Source organism: Acidovorax sp. ACV02, from assembly GCF_014851475.1.
GTDB classification, from domain to species: domain Bacteria; phylum Pseudomonadota; class Gammaproteobacteria; order Burkholderiales; family Burkholderiaceae_C; genus Acidovorax; species Acidovorax delafieldii.
This window is the reverse complement of sequence record NZ_JACUZU010000002.1, coordinates 660,184-677,001: the sequence shown is the minus strand read 5'-3', so window position 1 is coordinate 677,001 and position 16,818 is coordinate 660,184. Positions and strand designations below refer to the sequence as shown.

At 67.4% G+C, this 16,818-nt stretch carries 18 protein-coding genes; 7 read left to right on the top strand and 11 right to left on the bottom strand.

What is annotated here, in order from left to right:
* Positions 1-6 precede the first annotated feature (6 nt).
* Both IB236_RS06995 and IB236_RS06990 read left to right on the top strand, forming a co-directional pair.
* Positions 7-984: a 2-dehydropantoate 2-reductase gene (locus IB236_RS06995; protein WP_192419664.1), complete on the top strand. Its 978-nt coding sequence runs from the start codon at positions 7-9 to the stop codon at positions 982-984.
* A gap of 76 nt (positions 985-1,060) precedes the next feature.
* Complete coding sequence (locus IB236_RS06990; RefSeq protein WP_192419662.1) at positions 1,061-1,684, top strand: glutathione S-transferase family protein; 624 nt, start codon at positions 1,061-1,063, stop codon at positions 1,682-1,684.
* A 75-nt stretch (positions 1,685-1,759) separates the two neighbouring features.
* On the opposite strand, the gene IB236_RS06985 is transcribed toward IB236_RS06990, so the two are convergent.
* Together IB236_RS06985 and IB236_RS06980 are read right to left on the bottom strand one after the other, a co-directional pair.
* Positions 1,760-3,340, bottom strand: coding sequence for an ABC transporter substrate-binding protein (locus IB236_RS06985; RefSeq protein ID WP_108498040.1), 1,581 nt, complete (start codon positions 3,338-3,340; stop codon positions 1,760-1,762).
* A gap of 88 nt (positions 3,341-3,428) precedes the next feature.
* On the bottom strand, positions 3,429-4,037 hold the full coding sequence (locus IB236_RS06980) for a LysE/ArgO family amino acid transporter (protein ID WP_056643146.1): 609 nt from the start codon (positions 4,035-4,037) through the stop codon (positions 3,429-3,431).
* A 77-nt stretch (positions 4,038-4,114) separates the two neighbouring features.
* Here IB236_RS06980 and IB236_RS06975 point away from each other — a divergent pair, with 77 nt between their 5' ends.
* Positions 4,115-5,002 (top strand): LysR family transcriptional regulator ArgP, encoded by an 888-nt coding sequence (locus IB236_RS06975; RefSeq protein WP_192419660.1) that lies wholly within the window; start codon positions 4,115-4,117, stop codon positions 5,000-5,002.
* A 21-nt stretch (positions 5,003-5,023) separates the two neighbouring features.
* Here IB236_RS06975 and IB236_RS06970 read toward each other — a convergent pair whose 3' ends face one another.
* Complete coding sequence (locus tag IB236_RS06970; protein ID WP_192419658.1) at positions 5,024-5,833, bottom strand: siderophore-interacting protein; 810 nt, start codon at positions 5,831-5,833, stop codon at positions 5,024-5,026.
* A gap of 71 nt (positions 5,834-5,904) precedes the next feature.
* Here IB236_RS06970 and IB236_RS06965 point away from each other — a divergent pair, with 71 nt between their 5' ends.
* Entirely contained in the window at positions 5,905-6,396 is a 492-nt protein-coding gene (locus IB236_RS06965; RefSeq protein ID WP_116748610.1) for a MarR family winged helix-turn-helix transcriptional regulator, read from the top strand.
* Positions 6,397-6,490: 94 nt separating this feature from the next.
* Here IB236_RS06965 and IB236_RS06960 read toward each other — a convergent pair whose 3' ends face one another.
* Together IB236_RS06960 and alr are read right to left on the bottom strand one after the other, a co-directional pair.
* Positions 6,491-7,360, bottom strand: a complete 870-nt coding sequence (locus IB236_RS06960; RefSeq protein WP_056643617.1) for a hypothetical protein — start codon at positions 7,358-7,360, stop codon at positions 6,491-6,493.
* Between the two features lie 134 nt (positions 7,361-7,494).
* Positions 7,495-8,610 (bottom strand): alanine racemase, encoded by a 1,116-nt coding sequence (gene alr / locus IB236_RS06955; RefSeq protein WP_192419656.1) that lies wholly within the window; start codon positions 8,608-8,610, stop codon positions 7,495-7,497.
* Between the two features lie 156 nt (positions 8,611-8,766).
* On the opposite strand from alr, the gene lplT reads away from it, so the two are divergent.
* The 3 genes from lplT to IB236_RS06940 all read left to right on the top strand — a co-directional run bounded on the left by lplT (position 8,767) and on the right by IB236_RS06940 (position 11,733).
* The gene (lplT, locus tag IB236_RS06950; protein ID WP_056057261.1) at positions 8,767-10,071 is read left to right on the top strand and encodes a lysophospholipid transporter LplT; all 1,305 of its coding nucleotides are present in this window, start codon (positions 8,767-8,769) and stop codon (positions 10,069-10,071) included.
* 201 nt (positions 10,072-10,272) lie between these two features.
* Positions 10,273-11,172, top strand: a complete 900-nt coding sequence (locus IB236_RS06945) for a DMT family transporter (protein WP_192419654.1) — start codon at positions 10,273-10,275, stop codon at positions 11,170-11,172.
* Between the two features lie 75 nt (positions 11,173-11,247).
* Entirely contained in the window at positions 11,248-11,733 is a 486-nt protein-coding gene (locus IB236_RS06940) for a glutathione peroxidase (protein ID WP_192419652.1), read from the top strand.
* A gap of 46 nt (positions 11,734-11,779) precedes the next feature.
* Here IB236_RS06940 and IB236_RS06935 read toward each other — a convergent pair whose 3' ends face one another.
* The 6 genes from IB236_RS06935 to glcF all read right to left on the bottom strand — a co-directional run bounded on the left by IB236_RS06935 (position 11,780) and on the right by glcF (position 16,815).
* Complete coding sequence (locus IB236_RS06935; protein WP_192419650.1) at positions 11,780-12,265, bottom strand: GNAT family N-acetyltransferase; 486 nt, start codon at positions 12,263-12,265, stop codon at positions 11,780-11,782.
* Between the two features lie 26 nt (positions 12,266-12,291).
* The gene (locus IB236_RS06930; RefSeq protein ID WP_192419647.1) at positions 12,292-13,035 is read right to left on the bottom strand and encodes a YafY family protein; all 744 of its coding nucleotides are present in this window, start codon (positions 13,033-13,035) and stop codon (positions 12,292-12,294) included.
* Between the two features lie 59 nt (positions 13,036-13,094).
* Positions 13,095-13,739, bottom strand: a complete 645-nt coding sequence (locus IB236_RS06925) for a glutathione S-transferase family protein (RefSeq protein WP_192419645.1) — start codon at positions 13,737-13,739, stop codon at positions 13,095-13,097.
* 22 nt (positions 13,740-13,761) lie between these two features.
* Positions 13,762-14,253 (bottom strand): GyrI-like domain-containing protein, encoded by a 492-nt coding sequence (locus IB236_RS06920; RefSeq protein ID WP_192419643.1) that lies wholly within the window; start codon positions 14,251-14,253, stop codon positions 13,762-13,764.
* A 234-nt stretch (positions 14,254-14,487) separates the two neighbouring features.
* A complete protein-coding gene (locus IB236_RS06915; RefSeq protein WP_192419641.1) occupies positions 14,488-15,432 on the bottom strand; it encodes a ProQ/FINO family protein in 945 nt (314 codons plus the stop codon).
* Between the two features lie 129 nt (positions 15,433-15,561).
* Positions 15,562-16,815 (bottom strand): glycolate oxidase subunit GlcF, encoded by a 1,254-nt coding sequence (glcF, locus tag IB236_RS06910; protein WP_192419639.1) that lies wholly within the window; start codon positions 16,813-16,815, stop codon positions 15,562-15,564.
* Between the last annotated feature and the right edge of the window lie 3 nt (positions 16,816-16,818).

Sequence of the window (16,818 nt, the reverse complement as noted above, 5' to 3'; positions counted from 1 at the left end):
ACATCCATGAAAGCATGTATCTACGGCGCCGGCGCCATCGGCGGCTGGCTGGGCGTGGCCCTGGCGCAAGCGGGCCACACCGTCAGCATGGTGGCGCGGGGCGACACACTGCGCGCCCTGCAAGCCGATGGGCTGCGCATGCGGCGCGCCGACGGCTCGCTGGCGCAGGTGCCCGTCACAGCCCACAGCGACCCGGCCGCACTCGGCGTTCAAGACCTGGTGGTGGTCGCCGTCAAGGCCCCCGGTCTGCCCGACGTGGCGCGCGCCATGGCGCCCTTGATCGGGCCCGACACCATCGTGCTCACCGCCATGAACGGCGTGCCGTGGTGGTTCCTCGACGGCTTTGGCGGTGCGGCGCAGGGGCATGCCCTTGAATCCGTGGACGCGGGCGGCGTGATTGCCCAGGCCGTCCCGGCGCGCAACGTGGTGGGCAGTGTGGTGCACACCAGCTGCTCGCTGGAGGCTCCGGGTTTCGTCCGGCAGCACTTTGGCAACCGCCTCATCGTGGGCGAGCCGGACGGCAGCCGCAGCCCGCGCCTGCAAGCACTGGCCGACACGCTGCAGCGCGGCGGCATCGATGTGGAAGTGAGCGACTGCATCCAGAAGGACATCTGGTTCAAGCTCTGGGGCAACCTCACCATGAACCCCATCAGCGCCCTCACCGGCGCCACCACCGACCGCATCCTGGACGACGAGCTGGTGCGCGGCTTTGTCAGCGCGGTGATGCTGGAAGCAAAGGCCATCGGCGACCAGTTGGGCCTGCCCATCGACCAGCAGCCCGAGGACCGCCACGCCGTCACGCGCAAGCTGGGTGCATTCAAGACCTCGATGCTGCAGGATGTGGAGGCGGGCAAGCCCATGGAGATCGACGCCCTGGTGGGCGCGGTGCGCGAGCTGGGGCAGATCACCCACACGCCCACGCCGCACACAGACGCCCTGCTGGGCCTCACGCGGCTGATGGCGCGCACGCGGGGCCTGTACTGATTCATTTCAAGCAAAATCGACTGCAGGCGCCAGTGGAATATGTGCCAGCAGCTATTCAATTTATAGCAAACCAACCATGACCCAACTCACGCTGTACTACACCCCCGGCACCTGCGCGCAGGCCGTTCGCATCGCTCTGGAAGAAGCGGGCGCCCCCTACGACCTGGTGCGCGTGGACTTCGCCGCTGGCCAGCAACGCACGCCCGAATACCTGGCGGTGAACCCCAAGGGCCGCGTGCCCGCGCTGGCCACGCCGCACGGCACGCTGACCGAAACCCCGGCGCTGCTGGCCTATGTGGCGCAGAGCTTTCCAGAGGCGCGCCTGGCGCCCGCCGACGCGCATGGCTTTGCGCGCCTGCAAGAGTTCCACAGCTACCTCGCGTCCACGGTGCACATCGCCCACGCCCACCGCCCCCGCGCCAGCCGCTGGGCGGACGAGCCCGAGGCCCAGACCGCCATGCAACGCAAGGTGCCGCAGAACATGACGGAGTGCTTCAACCTCATCGAAAGCCACTACCTGCCGCAGGCGGACCAGGGCCCGTGGGTGATGGGCGAGCAATACACCGTGGCCGACGGCTACCTGTTCACCATCGGCACCTGGCTGCACAGCGATGGCGTGGACATCGCCCAGTTCCCGAAGGTGTTTGCACACACGCAGCGCATGCTGCAGCGCCCCGCCGTGCAGCGCGCGCTGGCCTGATACGCCACCTGCGGACGCAAAAAAGCCCCGGTGCTTCTGGCTCGAAGCACCGGGGCTTTTTGCTGGCTACCGGGATCAGTTCACCTTCAGATACCGCCAGTCGATGCGGTTGTCGGCGCGGTGGATGATGTCCACCTTCTTGGTGCCCGCCCACGGAATCACCTGGTTGTACAGCGGGATGTGCGACACCAACTCATGCTCCTTGATCAGCGCCTGCTCGATCAGGCCGTTGCGCGTGGCGGTGTCCGTTTCCTTCTTCACACGCTCGATCAGCGCGTCCATCTGCGGGTCGGAGAACCGGCCCAGGTTGAAGTTGCCGTCCCCACCCGCGCCCGTCGTACGCACCAGCGACTGCAGGCTGTAGAACGCATCGAACGTGGGCACACCCCAGCCCAGCAGGTAGATGCTGGCTTCGTTGCGCTGGATCATCGGGAAGTAGGTGGCAAACGGCAGCGAGCGCAGCTTGGCCTTCACGCCCACCTTGGCCCAGTGTGAGGTGATGGCCTGGCACAGCTGCTCGTCGTTGATGTAGCGGCCCGCGCTGCAGGCAAAGTCCACCTCAAACCCGTTGGGGTAGCCCGCATCGGCCAGCAGCTTTTGCGCGGCCTTGGGGTCGTAGGGGTAGCGCACGTCGGCCTTCTTGGTCCAGCCGTTGACCTGGTTGGCGATGAGTGTGCCCGTGGGCTGGGCCAGGCCACGCAGCACCACGCGCTGGATGGACTGGATGTCGATGGCCTGGTACAGCGCCTTGCGCACGCGCAGGTCCTTCAGCGGGTTCTTGCCCTTCACGTCCGAGCCGGGCAGCTCGTCGCGGAACTGGTCCAGCCCCAGGAAGATGGTGCGGTACTCCGGCCCCTCCAGCACCTGCAGGTTGGGCGTCTGTTTGATGCGCGCCAGGTCCTGCAGGCTGGGGTCGATCACAAAATCCACCTCACCCGACAGCAGCGCCGCTGTGCGCGTGGCGTCGGCCTTGATGGGGGTGTAGACGATCTCGGTCAGGTTGGTGGGGTACTTGCCCTTGCCCCACCAGTGGGGGTTGGGCTCCAGCACCACGCGCTGGTCAGGCGTCCACTGCTTGAGCTGGTAGGGGCCAGTGCCCAGCGCATTGCGGTGGGCAAAGTTTTCGTCCTTGGTCTTGATGTCCTTGGGCTCGACCGACTTGTTCTTCTCGGCCCAGGCCTTGCTCATGATGCGCAGCTCGGTCAGCTGGTTCACCAGCACCGGGTTGGGCAGGTCGGAGTGGATGTCGATGGTGTATGCATCGACTTTTTCCACACGGTCAATGCCCTGGGTGTAGACGGCGAAGTTGGAGCTTTTGGCCTTGGCGCGCTCCAGCGAGAACTTGGCGTCGTCGGCCGTGAACTCGCTGCCGTCGCTGAACTTCACGCCCTTGCGCAAGGTCAGGCGCAGCTGGGTGGGCTTGATCAGCTTCCACTCGGTGGCGAGCGAGGGCTCGGGCTTGAAGGTCTTGCTGTTGTATTCCACCAGCGTGTCGTACACCGCGCCGTGCATGGTGTTGTTCACGCCCACGTTCTGGGTGTGGATGTCCCAGGTGGAAATGTCCACCGAGCGGGACCAGCGGAATGTGGCGGACTGTGCGGCCAGGGGCAGGGCCGCAACAACGGCGGCGGCCAGGAGAAGGTGTTTGAAGCGCATGGACGGGAGGATAGGCAAAAAAGCCAAAAAATGCTGAATGGCCAGACTATCCCCCAAGCGGCGCTTTTAGAAAACGAACTTATTCTTCTTAGCTTAGAGCCATCACCCCTGCCAGCACCAGCATGGTGGTGGCCGTCACCCCGTCCAGCACCCGCCACGCCGCCGGGGTGGCAAACAATGGCGCCAGCCAGCGGGCGCCCAGGCCGATCAACAAGAACCACAGCGCGCTGGCCAGCGAGCCACCCGCCGCAAACAGCGCACGCCCCCAGGCCGGGTACGGCGTGGCCATGGTGCCCAGCAGCACCACGGTGTCCAGGTAGACATGCGGGTTGAGCCAGGTGAGCGCCACCACCGTGGCCAGCGTGGTGCGCAGGCTGGTGCCGGGGCCGCTGGTGGCCACCAGCAACTGGCCGGGGCGCAAGGCGCGCGCGGCGGTCTGTGCGGCGTAGACCAGCAAAAACAACGCGCCCGCCCAGCGCATGAGCTGCGCCCATTCGGGCCGGGCCAGTAGCACGCCGCCCATGCCCCACACGCCCACCTGCAGCAGTAGCGCGTCCGACAGCGCACACACCATCACCACGGGCATCACATGCTCGCGCCGCAGACCCTGGCGCAGCACAAATGCGTTTTGCGCGCCAATGGCCATGATGAGCATGGCAGTGGAAGTGAAACCGTGAACGAAGGCAGTGGAGACCATGGGCAGGGATTCTGGCCAAGGGCCTGCGTTGACGCCAGCTATACTTTTTAACGATCCGTCAGAATGGCTAACCACCCATGCAACTCGACTCCGCCCAGCTCAACGCCTTTGCCACGGTGATCGATGAAGGCAGCTTCGAGCGGGCGGCGGCCGTGCTGCATGTCACGCGCTCGGCGGTGTCGCAGCGCATCAAGCTGCTGGAAGAGCGCGTGGGCCAGGTGCTGGTACGCCGCGCCACGCCCTGCACGCCCACCGAGGCCGGGCAGGCGCTGTACCGCCATGCGCGCGAGGTGGCGTTGAGCGAGGCCGATGCGCTGGCCACCATTGGCGGCGGGCAGCACAGCACCGCGCGGCTGGCGATTGGCGTGAATGCCGACTCGCTGGCCACCTGGTTCCCCCACGCCATGGCGCAGGCGGCCGAGGGGCAGGCCATCACCTTCGACATCCATGTGGAAGACCAGGACCATTCGGCCAACCTGCTGCGCGAAGGCCGCGTGATGGCCGCCGTGACGGCCGACCCGCAGCCCGTGCAGGGCTGCCAGGTGCTGCCGCTGGGCACGCTGCGCTACCGCGCGCTCGCCAGCCCTGCGTTCATGGAGCGCCACTTTGCGCAGGGCGTGAACGCAACCACCCTGGCGCAGGCACCCATGCTGGTGTTCAACCGCAAGGATGCGCTGCAGGCGCGTTTTGTGGGCCGCATCACGCGCCGCAAGCTCGCACCGCCCGTGCACTGGCTGCCCGAGGCACATGCGTTCGTCAAAGCCACCCGCGCCAGCCTGGGCTGGGGCATGACGCCCGACCCGCTGGTGGAGGATGACCTGAAGACTGGTGCGCTGGTTGAGCTGATTGCGAACAAGCCGGTGGATGTGCCGCTGTACTGGCAGTGCTGGCGCCTGAACGTGCAGGCCCTGCAGCACGTGACCGCAGCCGTGCAGCGGGCTGCTGCGCTGACGCTGCTGCGCTGAGAAAAAAGTCGCGAGCGCTGACTACGCAGCGCTCGCCAGGTCCTCGTGGTGGTCCGCCGCCCCGCGCTTCCAGTAGGCGGAGATGCGCATGCGTTTCGCGTCCACGCCCGGCTTGGCCAGCATGGCGCGGCGCACGGCGGCCATGTCGCTGTGTTCGCCCGCAGCCCAGACAAAGCCCGCGCCGGGCGGCAGCGACAGCGCTTCCACAGCGGCAGGCAGCGCGCTCACCCACTGCAGGTCCAGCTGCGCCGCGCTGGTCAGCACCCGCTGGTCGGCCGGGTTGCTCAGCTGGATGCGCACGGTGGCCACCGCGCTGGCGGGCAGCTCGGCCAGGCGGCGGGCGATGGCGGGCAGCGCGGTTTCGTCGCCCAGCAGCCAGTGCCAGTCAAACCCGGTGGGCACCACCATGCTGCCGCGCGGCCCGGCAATGCCCACCCACTGGCCCACGGTGGCGCTGGCGGCCCAGTCGGTGGCGGGGCCCGCGTCGTGCAGGGCGACCTCGATGTCCAGCTCGCCCGCTGCGGCGTCAAAACGCGCGGGGGTGTAGTCGCGCAGCACGGGGCGGGGGCCGTCGAACACGGGGCGGCCGTCCTGCATCATGGGCAAGGTGGGGCGGTCTTGCCCGGGCGAGGGAAGGATGAGCTTGAGGTGGTCGTCGAACCCGGCGCTCACAAAGCCCGCCAGCTCGGGGCCAGCCAGGGTCAGCCGCACAAAGCCGGGGCTGACCTGGGTGCGGCGCACCACCTGGAGGTGGCGGCCCTGCAAAGGGTGGCGAATGCGCTCAATGGCGAGGGAGGGGGCCGCGGCGGCCAGGGGCAAGGAAGCGTTCATGGCGTAAAATGTTGATTTAATCAACCAAATCATCCGCCATTCAGTTGACTTTGTCAACCGATAGCCACGCCATGCCCCCACGCGCCCGCCCCGATGTGTTTGAAGCCCTGCACGACCTGATGCACGCCTACCGGGCGCGCATGGTGCGCGCGATGACCTCCGTGCATCCGGACCTGACCTTCAATGAAGTGCGCGCGCTTAACTTCATCGGTCGCCACCCCGGCGCCACGCAGAAAGAGCTGGTGCGCCACAGCGGCGCCGACAAGGCCCAGGTGGCACGTATGCTGGGCCTGTTGCAGGACAAGGGTTGGCTGGAGCGCCAGCCCCACGCCGAGGACCGGCGCAGCCTGTGCCTCACGCTGAGCGCCGAGGGCCAGGCGCTGTACCAGGCGCTGCAGGCCGCGCGGCAGACCCTGTCGGCCCAGGTGCTGGCGGGCTGCGACGACGCCACCCAGGCACAGCTGCTGGCCCTGCTGGCGCGGGTGCGGACCAACCTGGACGCGCTGCCACCCCTGGAGACTGGCGAGGACTGCAGCCACGGCAAGGGCCGGTCCTCCCGGTAGGAGCCCCTCGGAGGCGCTTCCGACGATTTTTGAAGGGATTTTTGCCCCAAGCGCTAGTGCAATATGCCCTGACAGCTATCAAATAGAGAGCAAATCAGCGCCCCTGGATCACGCGCAGCGCCTCGGGCAACGACTGCACATGGGGCAGGAAGTGGTCGATGGTGGCGCCCAGCAGCACGGCGCAGACCAGCGCGCCCAGCAGCGGCTTCCAGGTCAGGCGCACGGCGGCGCTGAGCCAGCCCTCGCGCTCCACCCCCACGGCGGCGCGGGCCGTGGCCACCGAGAAGGCAATCTCCACCGCCACCGTGAGCAGCACATCCCAGCCAAAAAACAGCATGGCCAGCGAGCCCGCCCCCAGGATCAGTGCCGCGCCAATGAGAAAGATGGCCACCACGGGCACGACCACCACAGCGCCCTCGTCGGCGCTGCCCAGCGCATCGGCCGCGCCCCCGGCAATATCGCCCAGCACGCCGGAGTCGCTGCCGGAGCCCCCGCTGGACAGGCCCTGCGTCCACCCGCCCCCAAAGTCCCCCGATGCGCCGCCGCCGCCAAAGTTGCCACCGCCAGTGCGGGGCAAGGGCACCTGGCCTCCCCCGGAGGGGCCATTGCCACTGGGCCAGGAGATGTCGGGCAATTCCACACTGCTGCCGTCGCCCGCCGACCCGTCCCGACGCACCAGCCGTGCCGCCCAGGCGCGCAGCACCAGCAGATAACCGACATAGCCCACCGACAGCGTGACCAGGTACCGCAGCGCCAGCGAATCCACGCCCAGCACCATTTGCACGTGCGAGGTGGCCCACATCAGCAGCAGCGTGAAGCTGCCGATCAGCAGCCCATGCCAGCGCAGGCTGTAGCGCTGCTGCAGGCTGCGCGCCACCGCGCCGTGGTGCGGCATGCGCACCGAGCGCCAGGTGGAACTGCTTTTTTTCTTGGGGCTGGAGGAGTTGCTGCGGGGTGTGGCCATGGAAGGAGCGCGCTGCGCGGTGGCAAACAGACGGCGCCATTTCACACCAGTTTCAGGCCGCGCCCCACACCGGCGGGCCCTGCGGTGTGAACTTGTGCGCGAACCGCGCCCTGCCGCACGCCAATGAGGGGGCTTCAGGCCCCGCCGTCCACCACCACCGGCACGCGCTGCGCCAGGGCGCACATCAGCTCGTAGCCCACGGTACCTGCTGCCTGCGCCACTTCGTCGATGGACAACACCACGCCATTGCTGGCGCGGCCCCAGAGCGTGACCTCGCTGCCAAAGCCCACGTCCACACCGGCCTGCTGCAGCGGCGTGAGGTCCACGGTCACCATGTCCATGCTCACCCGCCCCACCAGGCGCGTGCGCACGCCATTCACCAGCACCGGCGTGCCGGTGTCGCAGTGGCGGGGGTAGCCATCCGCGTAGCCACAGGCGGCGATGCCAATGGTGAGCGGGCCGTCGGCCGTGAAGCGCGAGCCATAGCCCACGGTGTCGCCCGCCTGCAGTTGCTGGGTGGCGATGAGGCGCGTGGACAGCGTCATGGTGGGTTGCAACCCCCAGTGGCCGGCCTGGTGCTCGGGGAAGTCAGGCGCACTGCCATAGACCACGATGCCCGCGCGTACCCAGTCGGCGCGCACACCCGCATCCTGCGCGTGGCGCAGCGTGGCGGCACTGTTGCTCAGGCTGCGCTCGCCAGGCAGGTCCTGCGCGGCGGCGTTGAAGGCCGCCATCTGGTGCGCAATGCCACGGGGGCCGTCGGCGTCGCTGAAGTGGGTCATGAACGAAATCTCGTCCACCTGCGGCAGCGCATTGAGCCGGGCCCACGCGGCGCGGTAGCGCTCGGGCGTGAAGCCCAGGCGGTTCATGCCCGAATTCATCTTGAGGAACACCCGGTGCGGCACCTGGGTCTTGTGCGCAGCCAGCATGTCGATCTGCTCGTCGCAGTGCACCGCATGCCACAGGCCCAGGCGCGAGCACAGCTCCAGATCGCGCGGCTCGAACACGCCTTCGAGCAGCAGGATGGGGCCGCGCCAGCCCAGGTGGCGCACGCGCTCGGCCTCGGCCAGGTCCAGCAGCGCAAAACCGTCGGCGCCGCGCAGGCCCTCGTACACCCGCTCGATGCCATGGCCATAGGCATTGGCCTTGACCACCGCCCACACCTTGGCGTCAGGCACCGACTGGCGCACGCGCGCGAGGTTGTGGTGCAGGGCCGTAGTGTGGATGGTGGCAGCAATGGGACGGGGCATGGGACAGACCTGATGGAGCGAGGGATTTACCGGGGGACCAACGCCGGATTCTGGCACTGTGGCCGTTTATCCGCGTGATATAACCGCCTGTCCCTCGCTACGATTCTTCACATTTACCAGGGCATCAGCCCAACTGATGCTCTCACCAGCCATTCGATGAAGCGCGGTTTTTACACCATCATGTCGGCGCAGTTTTTCAGCTCGCTGGCCGACAACGCACTCTTCGTAGCCGCTGTGGAACTCCTGCGCACCGGAGGCGCCCCCGAGTGGCAGCGTGCGGCCCTGGTGCCCATGTTCGCATTGTTCTATGTGGTGCTGGCGCCCTTCGTCGGCGCCTTTGCCGATGCGCTGCCCAAGGGCAAGGTCATGTTTGTCAGCAACGCCATCAAGGTGGCGGGCTGCCTGATGATGCTGTTTGGCTCGCACCCGCTCATGGCCTACGCCGTGGTGGGGCTGGGTGCTGCGGCCTACTCGCCCGCCAAGTACGGCATCCTGACCGAACTGCTGCCCGCCTCCCAACTCGTCAAGGCCAACGGCTGGATCGAGGGCCTGACCATTGCATCGATCATCCTGGGCGTGCTGCTGGGCGGCCAGCTGGTGGGGCAGCAGCTGTCGGGCATGCTGCTGGGCTTTGACTTCCCCGTGATCGACACCGGCGTGGACACCCCCGCCGAGGCCGCCATCGCAGCGCTGATCGCTGTCTATGCACTGGCTGCCTGGTTCAACACCCGCATCCCGCACACCGGGGTGGAGATGCGCCCCCTGCGCGCCGACCCGTCACGCAGCGTGGTGGCCAACGCGCTCAACCTGCTGCCCGACTTCTGGGCCTGCAACAGCCGCCTGTGGCGCGACAAGCTGGGCCAGATCTCGCTGGCCACCACCACCCTGTTCTGGGGCGCCGGTGGCAACCTCAAGTTCATCGTGCTGGCCTGGGCCGCCGTGGCCCTGGGCTACAACACCACCCAGGCCTCGGCCCTGACGGGCGTGGTGGCCATCGGCACCGCCGTGGGTGCCGTGGTGGCATCGATGCGCATGCGCCTGGACATGGCCACCCGCGTGATCCCGCTGGGCATTGCGATGGGCTTGCTGCTGATCCTGATGGTGTTCATCAGCAACATCTGGCTGGCCATTCCGTTCCTCATCGTGCTGGGTGGCCTGGGCGGCTATCTGGTAGTGCCCATGAACGCCCTGCTGCAACACCGGGGCCACAACCTCATGGGCGCGGGCCGGTCGATTGCCGTGCAGAACTTCAACGAGCAGGCCTGCATCCTGGGCCTGGGGGCTTTCTACAGCCTGTCGCTCAAGCTGGGCCTGTCGGTGTTCGGCGCCATCACCACCTTCGGGCTGGTGGTGGCGGGCATCATGTGGGTCATCCGCCGCTGGCACCAGCGCAACTGCGTGAACCACCGCGACGAAGTGAACCACCTGCTGGACATCGCGCGGCACGATACGCACCATTGACTCCTGATTGCGAAGCCCCCCTGTGCGGCTTCGCCGCTTCCCCCGAGGGGGACGCACCCAGTGGCCTGGCAGAGCCAGTTCCACGGGTGCACTGGCGAGGAGCCGCCCCGGTTTTGAGTGCTATGCCATGGCGCCAATTGCTACATAATTTATAGCTGTTAGCGCATATTCAACTAGCGCTACCGCCTGTTTTTGCCTTCAATGCACTCTCCACTCCCCTTTGCTGCCCTGCTGTTCAACGCCTTTGTCTGGGGCCTGGCGTGGTGGCCGTTCCAGCACATGCACCAGGCGGGGCTGCACCCCTTGTGGGCCACGGCCTGCATGTATGCGGTGGTGCTGCTGGCGCTGCTGGCGTGGCGCCCCGGCATCTTGCAGCAGGTGCGCGCGCATCCGCAGCTGTGGCTGCTGGCGCTGGCCTCGGGCCTGAACAACGTGGCCTTCAACTGGGCCGTGACGATTGGTGACGTGGTGCGCGTGATCCTGCTGTTCTATCTGATGCCCGCCTGGGCCGTGCTGCTGGCCTGGAAGGTGCTGGGCGAGCGCCCTACCCCTGCGGCGCTGCTGCGCCTGGCGCTGGCTTTCTGCGGCGTGGTGCTGGTGCTGCTGCCCGAGGGCGCGCCTGCTTCGCGCCTGCTGCAGAACCTGTCGCTGGCCGACGCTCTGGCGCTGCTGGGCGGTTTCATGTTCGCGCTGACCAACGTCACGCTGCGCCGCCTGCACACCGTGCCGGGGCCCGCGCGCATGTTCTCGATGTTTGGCGGTTGCATGCTCATGGCGCTGGCCGTGGCCAGCATTGGCCTGCAAGTGGGCGTGGTGGAGCCCTTCCCTGCCGTCAATGCCACCTGGGTCGTCACCGGCCTGCTGCTGGCCGGGGTGCTGATGCTGGGCAACTGGGCGCTGCAATTTGGCGCCGCCCGCCTTGCGGCGGGCACCACGGCGCTGGTGATGCTGTCGGAGGTGATGTTTGCCAGCGTGTCGTCGGCCCTGCTGGGCGCGGCCACGCTGAACACGCGCACCGTGCTGGGCGGGGCGCTGATCCTGCTGGCTTCGCTGCTGGCGGCGCTGCAGTTCCGCCGACCGGGCGCTGCAGACCCTCATTGATGGATTGACCCGCCTGCGCACAGGCCTCTGCGGCTGGGGCTACGATGGCCCGTCATCCCCACCCGGAGAACCCGCATGTCCACCAGCATCTACGACTTTGAAGCCCTGCAGATGAACGGCCAGGCCGTGCCCCTGTCGCAATACCGGGGCAAGATATTGCTCATCGTGAACACCGCCAGCGCCTGCGGCTTCACACCCCAGTTCGGCGGGCTGGAAGAACTGCACAAGGAATACGCCGACCAGGGCCTCGTCGTGCTGGGCTTCCCCTGCAACCAGTTCGGCGCCCAGGACCCCGGCAGCAACGACGAGATCGCCAGCTTCTGCCAGCTCAACTACGGCGTGAGCTTTCCGATGATGGCCAAGATCGACGTGAACGGCGCCAACGCCTCGCCCCTGTACCAGTGGCTCACCGCCGAAGCCCCGGGCCTGCTGGGCAGCAAGGCCATCAAGTGGAACTTCACCAAGTTCCTCGTCGGTAAGGACGGCCGCGTGATCCGCCGCTATGCGCCGCAGGACGCGCCGAAGAAGCTGGCGGGGGATATTGAGGCGGCGCTGCGCTAATGATGCCCACCAACGGAGAAGCTCGGCGCGCGCCCCATGCGACGCGTCAGCACTCCCGCGGAGTCCAACGGCAAAGCACACGCTCTCGACCCGTCTGCGGATTCAGATCGACCTCCTCCTCCACCAGCCCACAGCGCGCATAGAACTGCCGTGCACGCTGGTTGGAAGTGGCCACATGCAAGGTCCACCCGTCAGGGAAATGGCTTAGACAGATTTCCAATACCAGGGCACCACCAAGCCCCTGGCTTTGAACCTGGGGTGCTACGAACAATTGGTGCAGGTAGTTGCGCGCTGGATCCAGCACCATGAAGCCCAGCAGAGATTGATCACGCTCGAGGATCAACGTGACGCAAGGCGGGCCGAACTCCGCCCTCACACGCTCTTGCCAATGGGTCAACGGCGCCACCACCCGCACTGCCGGATTGGCTGAGCTCCAAGCTCTGCGCCAGAGTCGCGCCAACGCAAACTCATCCCGGCTAGTTGCCTGGCGCTGGTAAACCGGAGGTGACAGATTTTGCAACCTGAGATTCATCGTGGCATTGTGCAAATGTGATCGACTCAAGCCCTGTCTGCAGCCGGCGCTTGTTCCGGCGCAGCCGCCCCCTCCACCGCTCGCCCTTCCATCTCCCCCTCCACCTTCCGCAGCAAGTCCGCCAAGGTCTTGCCGGGCTCCTGCCGGAACTGCTCGTCCAGCACGGTGATCGAAGAAATGCGGTCGATGCGAAAACCCCGAAAGTCATTGCGCAGCTCGCACCAGGCCGACAGTGTCCAGACCTTGCCCCAGTAAAAGCAGCCCAGCGGGCGCAGGCGGCGCAGGCTGGGGCGGCCGTTGACGTCGGCGTAGTCCACCTGCACCACGTGGCGGCTGTGCACTGCCTCGCGCAGGGCTTGCAGGGTGGCCTGGGCGCGCGGGTCCAGGCCGACGGGCGGGGCATACAGGGCCTGGGCCTCGGCCGCCACGCGCGCGGCGGGGGGCAGCACGGACAGGATCTTGCCCAGGGCGCCTTCCACCTCTCGGGCCAGCCCGGCATCCAGCCAGGTTTGGGCCAGACGGGCGGCAGCTACCAGCGCATTGGCTTCACCCTGGCTGAACATCAGCGGCGGCAGATCGAAGCCCGCGCCCAGGCGGTAGCCCACACCGGCTTCGCCCTCAATGGGCACGCCCTGGTGCTGGAGGTCCGCCACGTCGCGGTAGATGGTGCGGGCCGAGACTTCAAGCCGCTCGGCCAGGAAGGCGGCGGTGGACAGGCGCCGCCCCCGGATGAGCTGGACGATCTGGAACAGGCGGTCAGCGCGGCGCATGAACGTGCCCCCCGGGGCGAGCTGCAGCCGACCAGATGGGCAGTGTCAGCACGCAGAACTCAGCCATGGCCTTTGCTCTGCTGCGCCAGCGCGTCGTCGATCTGGGAGGCGCGCACAAACGCGGGGCGCTGCCTGAACGGCTGCACAAACTGCTCGAACGCGGGGCGGCGTTCGATGGTGCCGAACTGCATGCCCCAGATCAGGTGCGCGCCCACATACAGGTCCACGGCCGTGAAGTGGTCGCAGCACAGATGCGGGCCCTGGCTCACGGCTTGCTCCAGGGTGTTCATCACATCAGCGTAGCTGCCGTAGCCCACCATGGCCGCCCGTTCGGCGGGTGCCAGCAGGTTCAGCGCCTTGGCGGTGGCGGCGCTCTCCAGCGGACCGGCGCAAAAGAACAGCCAGCGGTAGTACGCAGCGCGTGCAGGTGTCCCCACAGGGGGCGCCAACGATTTGTCGGAAAACAGGTCGGCCAGGTAGGCGCAGATGGCCGCCACCTCGGTGACCACCACCTGTCCGTGCCGCAGTGCAGGCACCTTGCCCATGGGGTTGATGGCCAGGTAGTCGGGAGCCTTCATGGTGGTGCCGTATTCAAGCAGCACGGTGTCGTAGGGCACACCACACTCTTCCAGCATCCAGCGCGCGGTACGGCCTCGGGACATGGGATGGGTGTAGAACGTCAGGGCGGCAGAAGATGTGTTCATGGAGGCTCCTGGTTCGTTCAGGTCATGCGCGGGGCGCACTGGGGGCGATGCCGATATGGATGGCCACGCGGTCCGAGCCTTCATACAGCTCGAAATCGGTGCCAAAGCGCCGTGGCACTTGCGGGTGGGCCGCAAAGTAGCGCCAGACCTCGCCCCAGGCATCGATCACCATCTGCGGCATTGTGCCGTGGCCGTGGAACACCAGATAGTCGCCCGCCTGCACCGCGATCTGCACAGCCCCTGGCACCGAGGTGACTGGCGGTGGCACGGCCACGCCAGCGGTGACATCAAAGGCGCCATGTTCGTCGGATTCGTAGCCGCTGTAGACGCCGAAGATGCGGCCATCCTCACCACGACCGGGCAGGTTGCGCTCCCAGCTCTGGCTGAAAAAGCGGTCCCAGAGACCTCCAATGCGGGCGGTGGCGGGGTCCATCTCGTCGCGGTTGCGGGTGCGTACCGTCAGTCCAGTGACATGAAACGCGGCAACCGGGGTCATGGTGGGGGTTGTTGTCATGGTCAAGCTCCTCTCTGTGTCGGGCCCGGCATGGTGCAGCCCGGCTGCTGACAACATGGTGTCAGTAGCCTGTCTGCAGCATTGCAACAAGCCGTGACACGCGCCGACGCAGACGGAGCCACGCCGCAGGGCCCCATCTCGGCCGACGAGAAGATGACGGAAGCCGCTGCCAGCACGCCATGACCAGCGAGGGCAGAGGGAGCGTTGTGCCGCCCCCAGCTCAGCACGGGCCGGTCAGGCTGCGGCGGCGGAGTCGCCAGGCTCCACGGCGGGAGCAGCAGATACCGCAGCCGCTGCAGCAGCCGCCCGCCGGCGGGCGCGCTCCAGCTGCTGCCCCACTGTGCGGGGCACCATGCCGTACATATCGGCAAAGGCGTCCAGGGTCTGGCCGCTGGCCTCAAAGGCGCGCAGCAAGGCTTCATCCTTGGCGTTGCGGGCCGACCATTCGGCAAAGGCTTCTTCGAGGATGGCGTTGGCAGCTTCGTCGCGGCTCAACACCAGTTGGGTATATGCCTCGCGCGTGAGGCCCGAGGCCTCGAACGCGGCCATCATGCGGTTGCGCAACTTGGGCAGCAGGTCTTCGGTGGCACGCGCCTTCTTGCGGCGGTAGACCTCCAGCAGCGCATGGTGCACATGCTCGGGGGCCATGTCTTCCACAGGCTGGCCCTGCAGGTCGTGGCGCTTGTCGCCTGCCGCCACGCTTTGCAGATAGCGCGTGGAGCGGGTGTGCAGGCCCAGCGCCACCTTGAGCGCCTCGCGCTCGAACAGCTCGGGGTGGGCCGCCAGGATGTCCTGGAAGATGCCGCGCTTGAGCGGACGGAACACGGCGCCAAACAGGTGGGGGTAGAGCCCTGCCAGCTGCTCCAGCGCGGGGTGCACGCGCTGCGGCGCGCGCGTGCCTGCGCCCGGGCCACCTGCGGGCGCTGCAGCGTCTGCAGCCCCATCGGCGCTAGCACTGCCCTGCGGCGCCTGGCGCCCTTCGGGTTTGCGGCGGTTGCGACCACCCCGGCGCGAGCCGTCCTGGCGCCGCTGGGGCGCGCCGGCTTCGGCCAACGCAGCAGGTTCAGAGGCCGCCACAGCGACCGCAGCAGCCTCGGTCGGCACAGGCGCTGCCTGGGGAGCAGCAGGCGCTACGGGTGCGGTTTGGGGTTGTTCTTGTGCGGACACGGAGTCGGTCATGGCGGTGCAGTTCGGGGGCAAATGAGAGGCGACAAAACCCTCGATCATGCCAGCCTCGGGGCTACAGGCACCAAATGGGCCGGATTCCGGCGCACGCCGGGAGGGTTCGGCATCTCGCCCAACGCGCCCTCAACCCGTGCGCAGCGCCTCGTCCAGCACCTCCACCCAGTGCCGCACAGGCGTCCCCGTGCCGCTTTGCAGATGCGTGATGCAGCCGATGTTGGCCGACAGGATCATGTCGGGCGGCTGGTTGCCGAAGGCCTCGCCGAGCACACCCAGCTTGCGGTCGCGCAGCTGGTACGACAGGTCGGGGTTGAGCACCGAATACGTGCCGGCCGACCCGCAGCATAGGTGGGCATCGTTGCGCGCGGTGCGCAGTTTGAAACCCAGCTGGTTCAGGTGCACCTCCACCCCGCCGCGCAGCTTCTGACCGTGCTGGAGCGTGCAAGGGGGGTGGTAGGCGTACAGAGTGTCCGGCTGGTTCACACGGCCCTGCAGCTTGGCGGCCAGCTCGGGCAGCAGGGCGGGCAGCAGCTCCGACAGGTCGCGCGTGAGGCTACTGATGCGTTCGGCCTTGGTCGCGTACTGTGGGTCGTCCTTCAGGATGTGACCGTATTCCTTGACGGTGACGCCGCAGCCCGAGGCGTTCATGACGATGGCCTCGACCCCACCTGCGGCCACCAGCGGCCACCAGGCGTCGATGTTGGCGCGCATCTCTGCCATGCCGCCAGCCTGGTCGTTGAGGTGGAATTTGACGGCGCCGCAGCAGCCCGCCTTGGATGCGATCACGGTCTGGATGCCTACCGCGTCGAGCACGCGGGCGGTGGCCGTGTTGATGTTCGGCATCATGGCCGGTTGCACGCAGCCCGCCAGCATGAGCACCTTGCGCGCATGTTCACGCGTGGGCCAGGCGCCAGCATCCTGCGGTGCGGGCACCTTGGCCTTCAGCGCCTCGGGCAGCAGGCCGCGCACCATTTGCCCGGCCTTCATGGCAGGGGCGAACAGCGGCGAAGGCAGGCCCTCCTTCAGTGCCCAGCGCAGGGCTTTTTCGCCCACGGGGCGGGGCACTTTTTCATCGACGATCTTGCGACCGATGTCCACCAGGTGGCCGTATTGCACGCCGCTCGGGCAGGTGCTTTCGCAGTTGCGGCAGGTGAGGCACCGGTCCAGGTGCATCTGGGTCTTGCGCGTGGGCTCGGCGCCTTCGAGCACCTGCTTGATGAGGTAGATACGGCCGCGCGGGCCGTCCAGCTCGTCGCCCAGCAGCTGGTAGGTGGGGCAGGTGGCGGTGCAAAAGCCGCAGTGCACACATTTGCGCAGGATGGATTCGGCCTCCAGGCCATCGGCGCGGGCGCGGTATTCGGGGGAGAGCTGGGTTTGCATGGG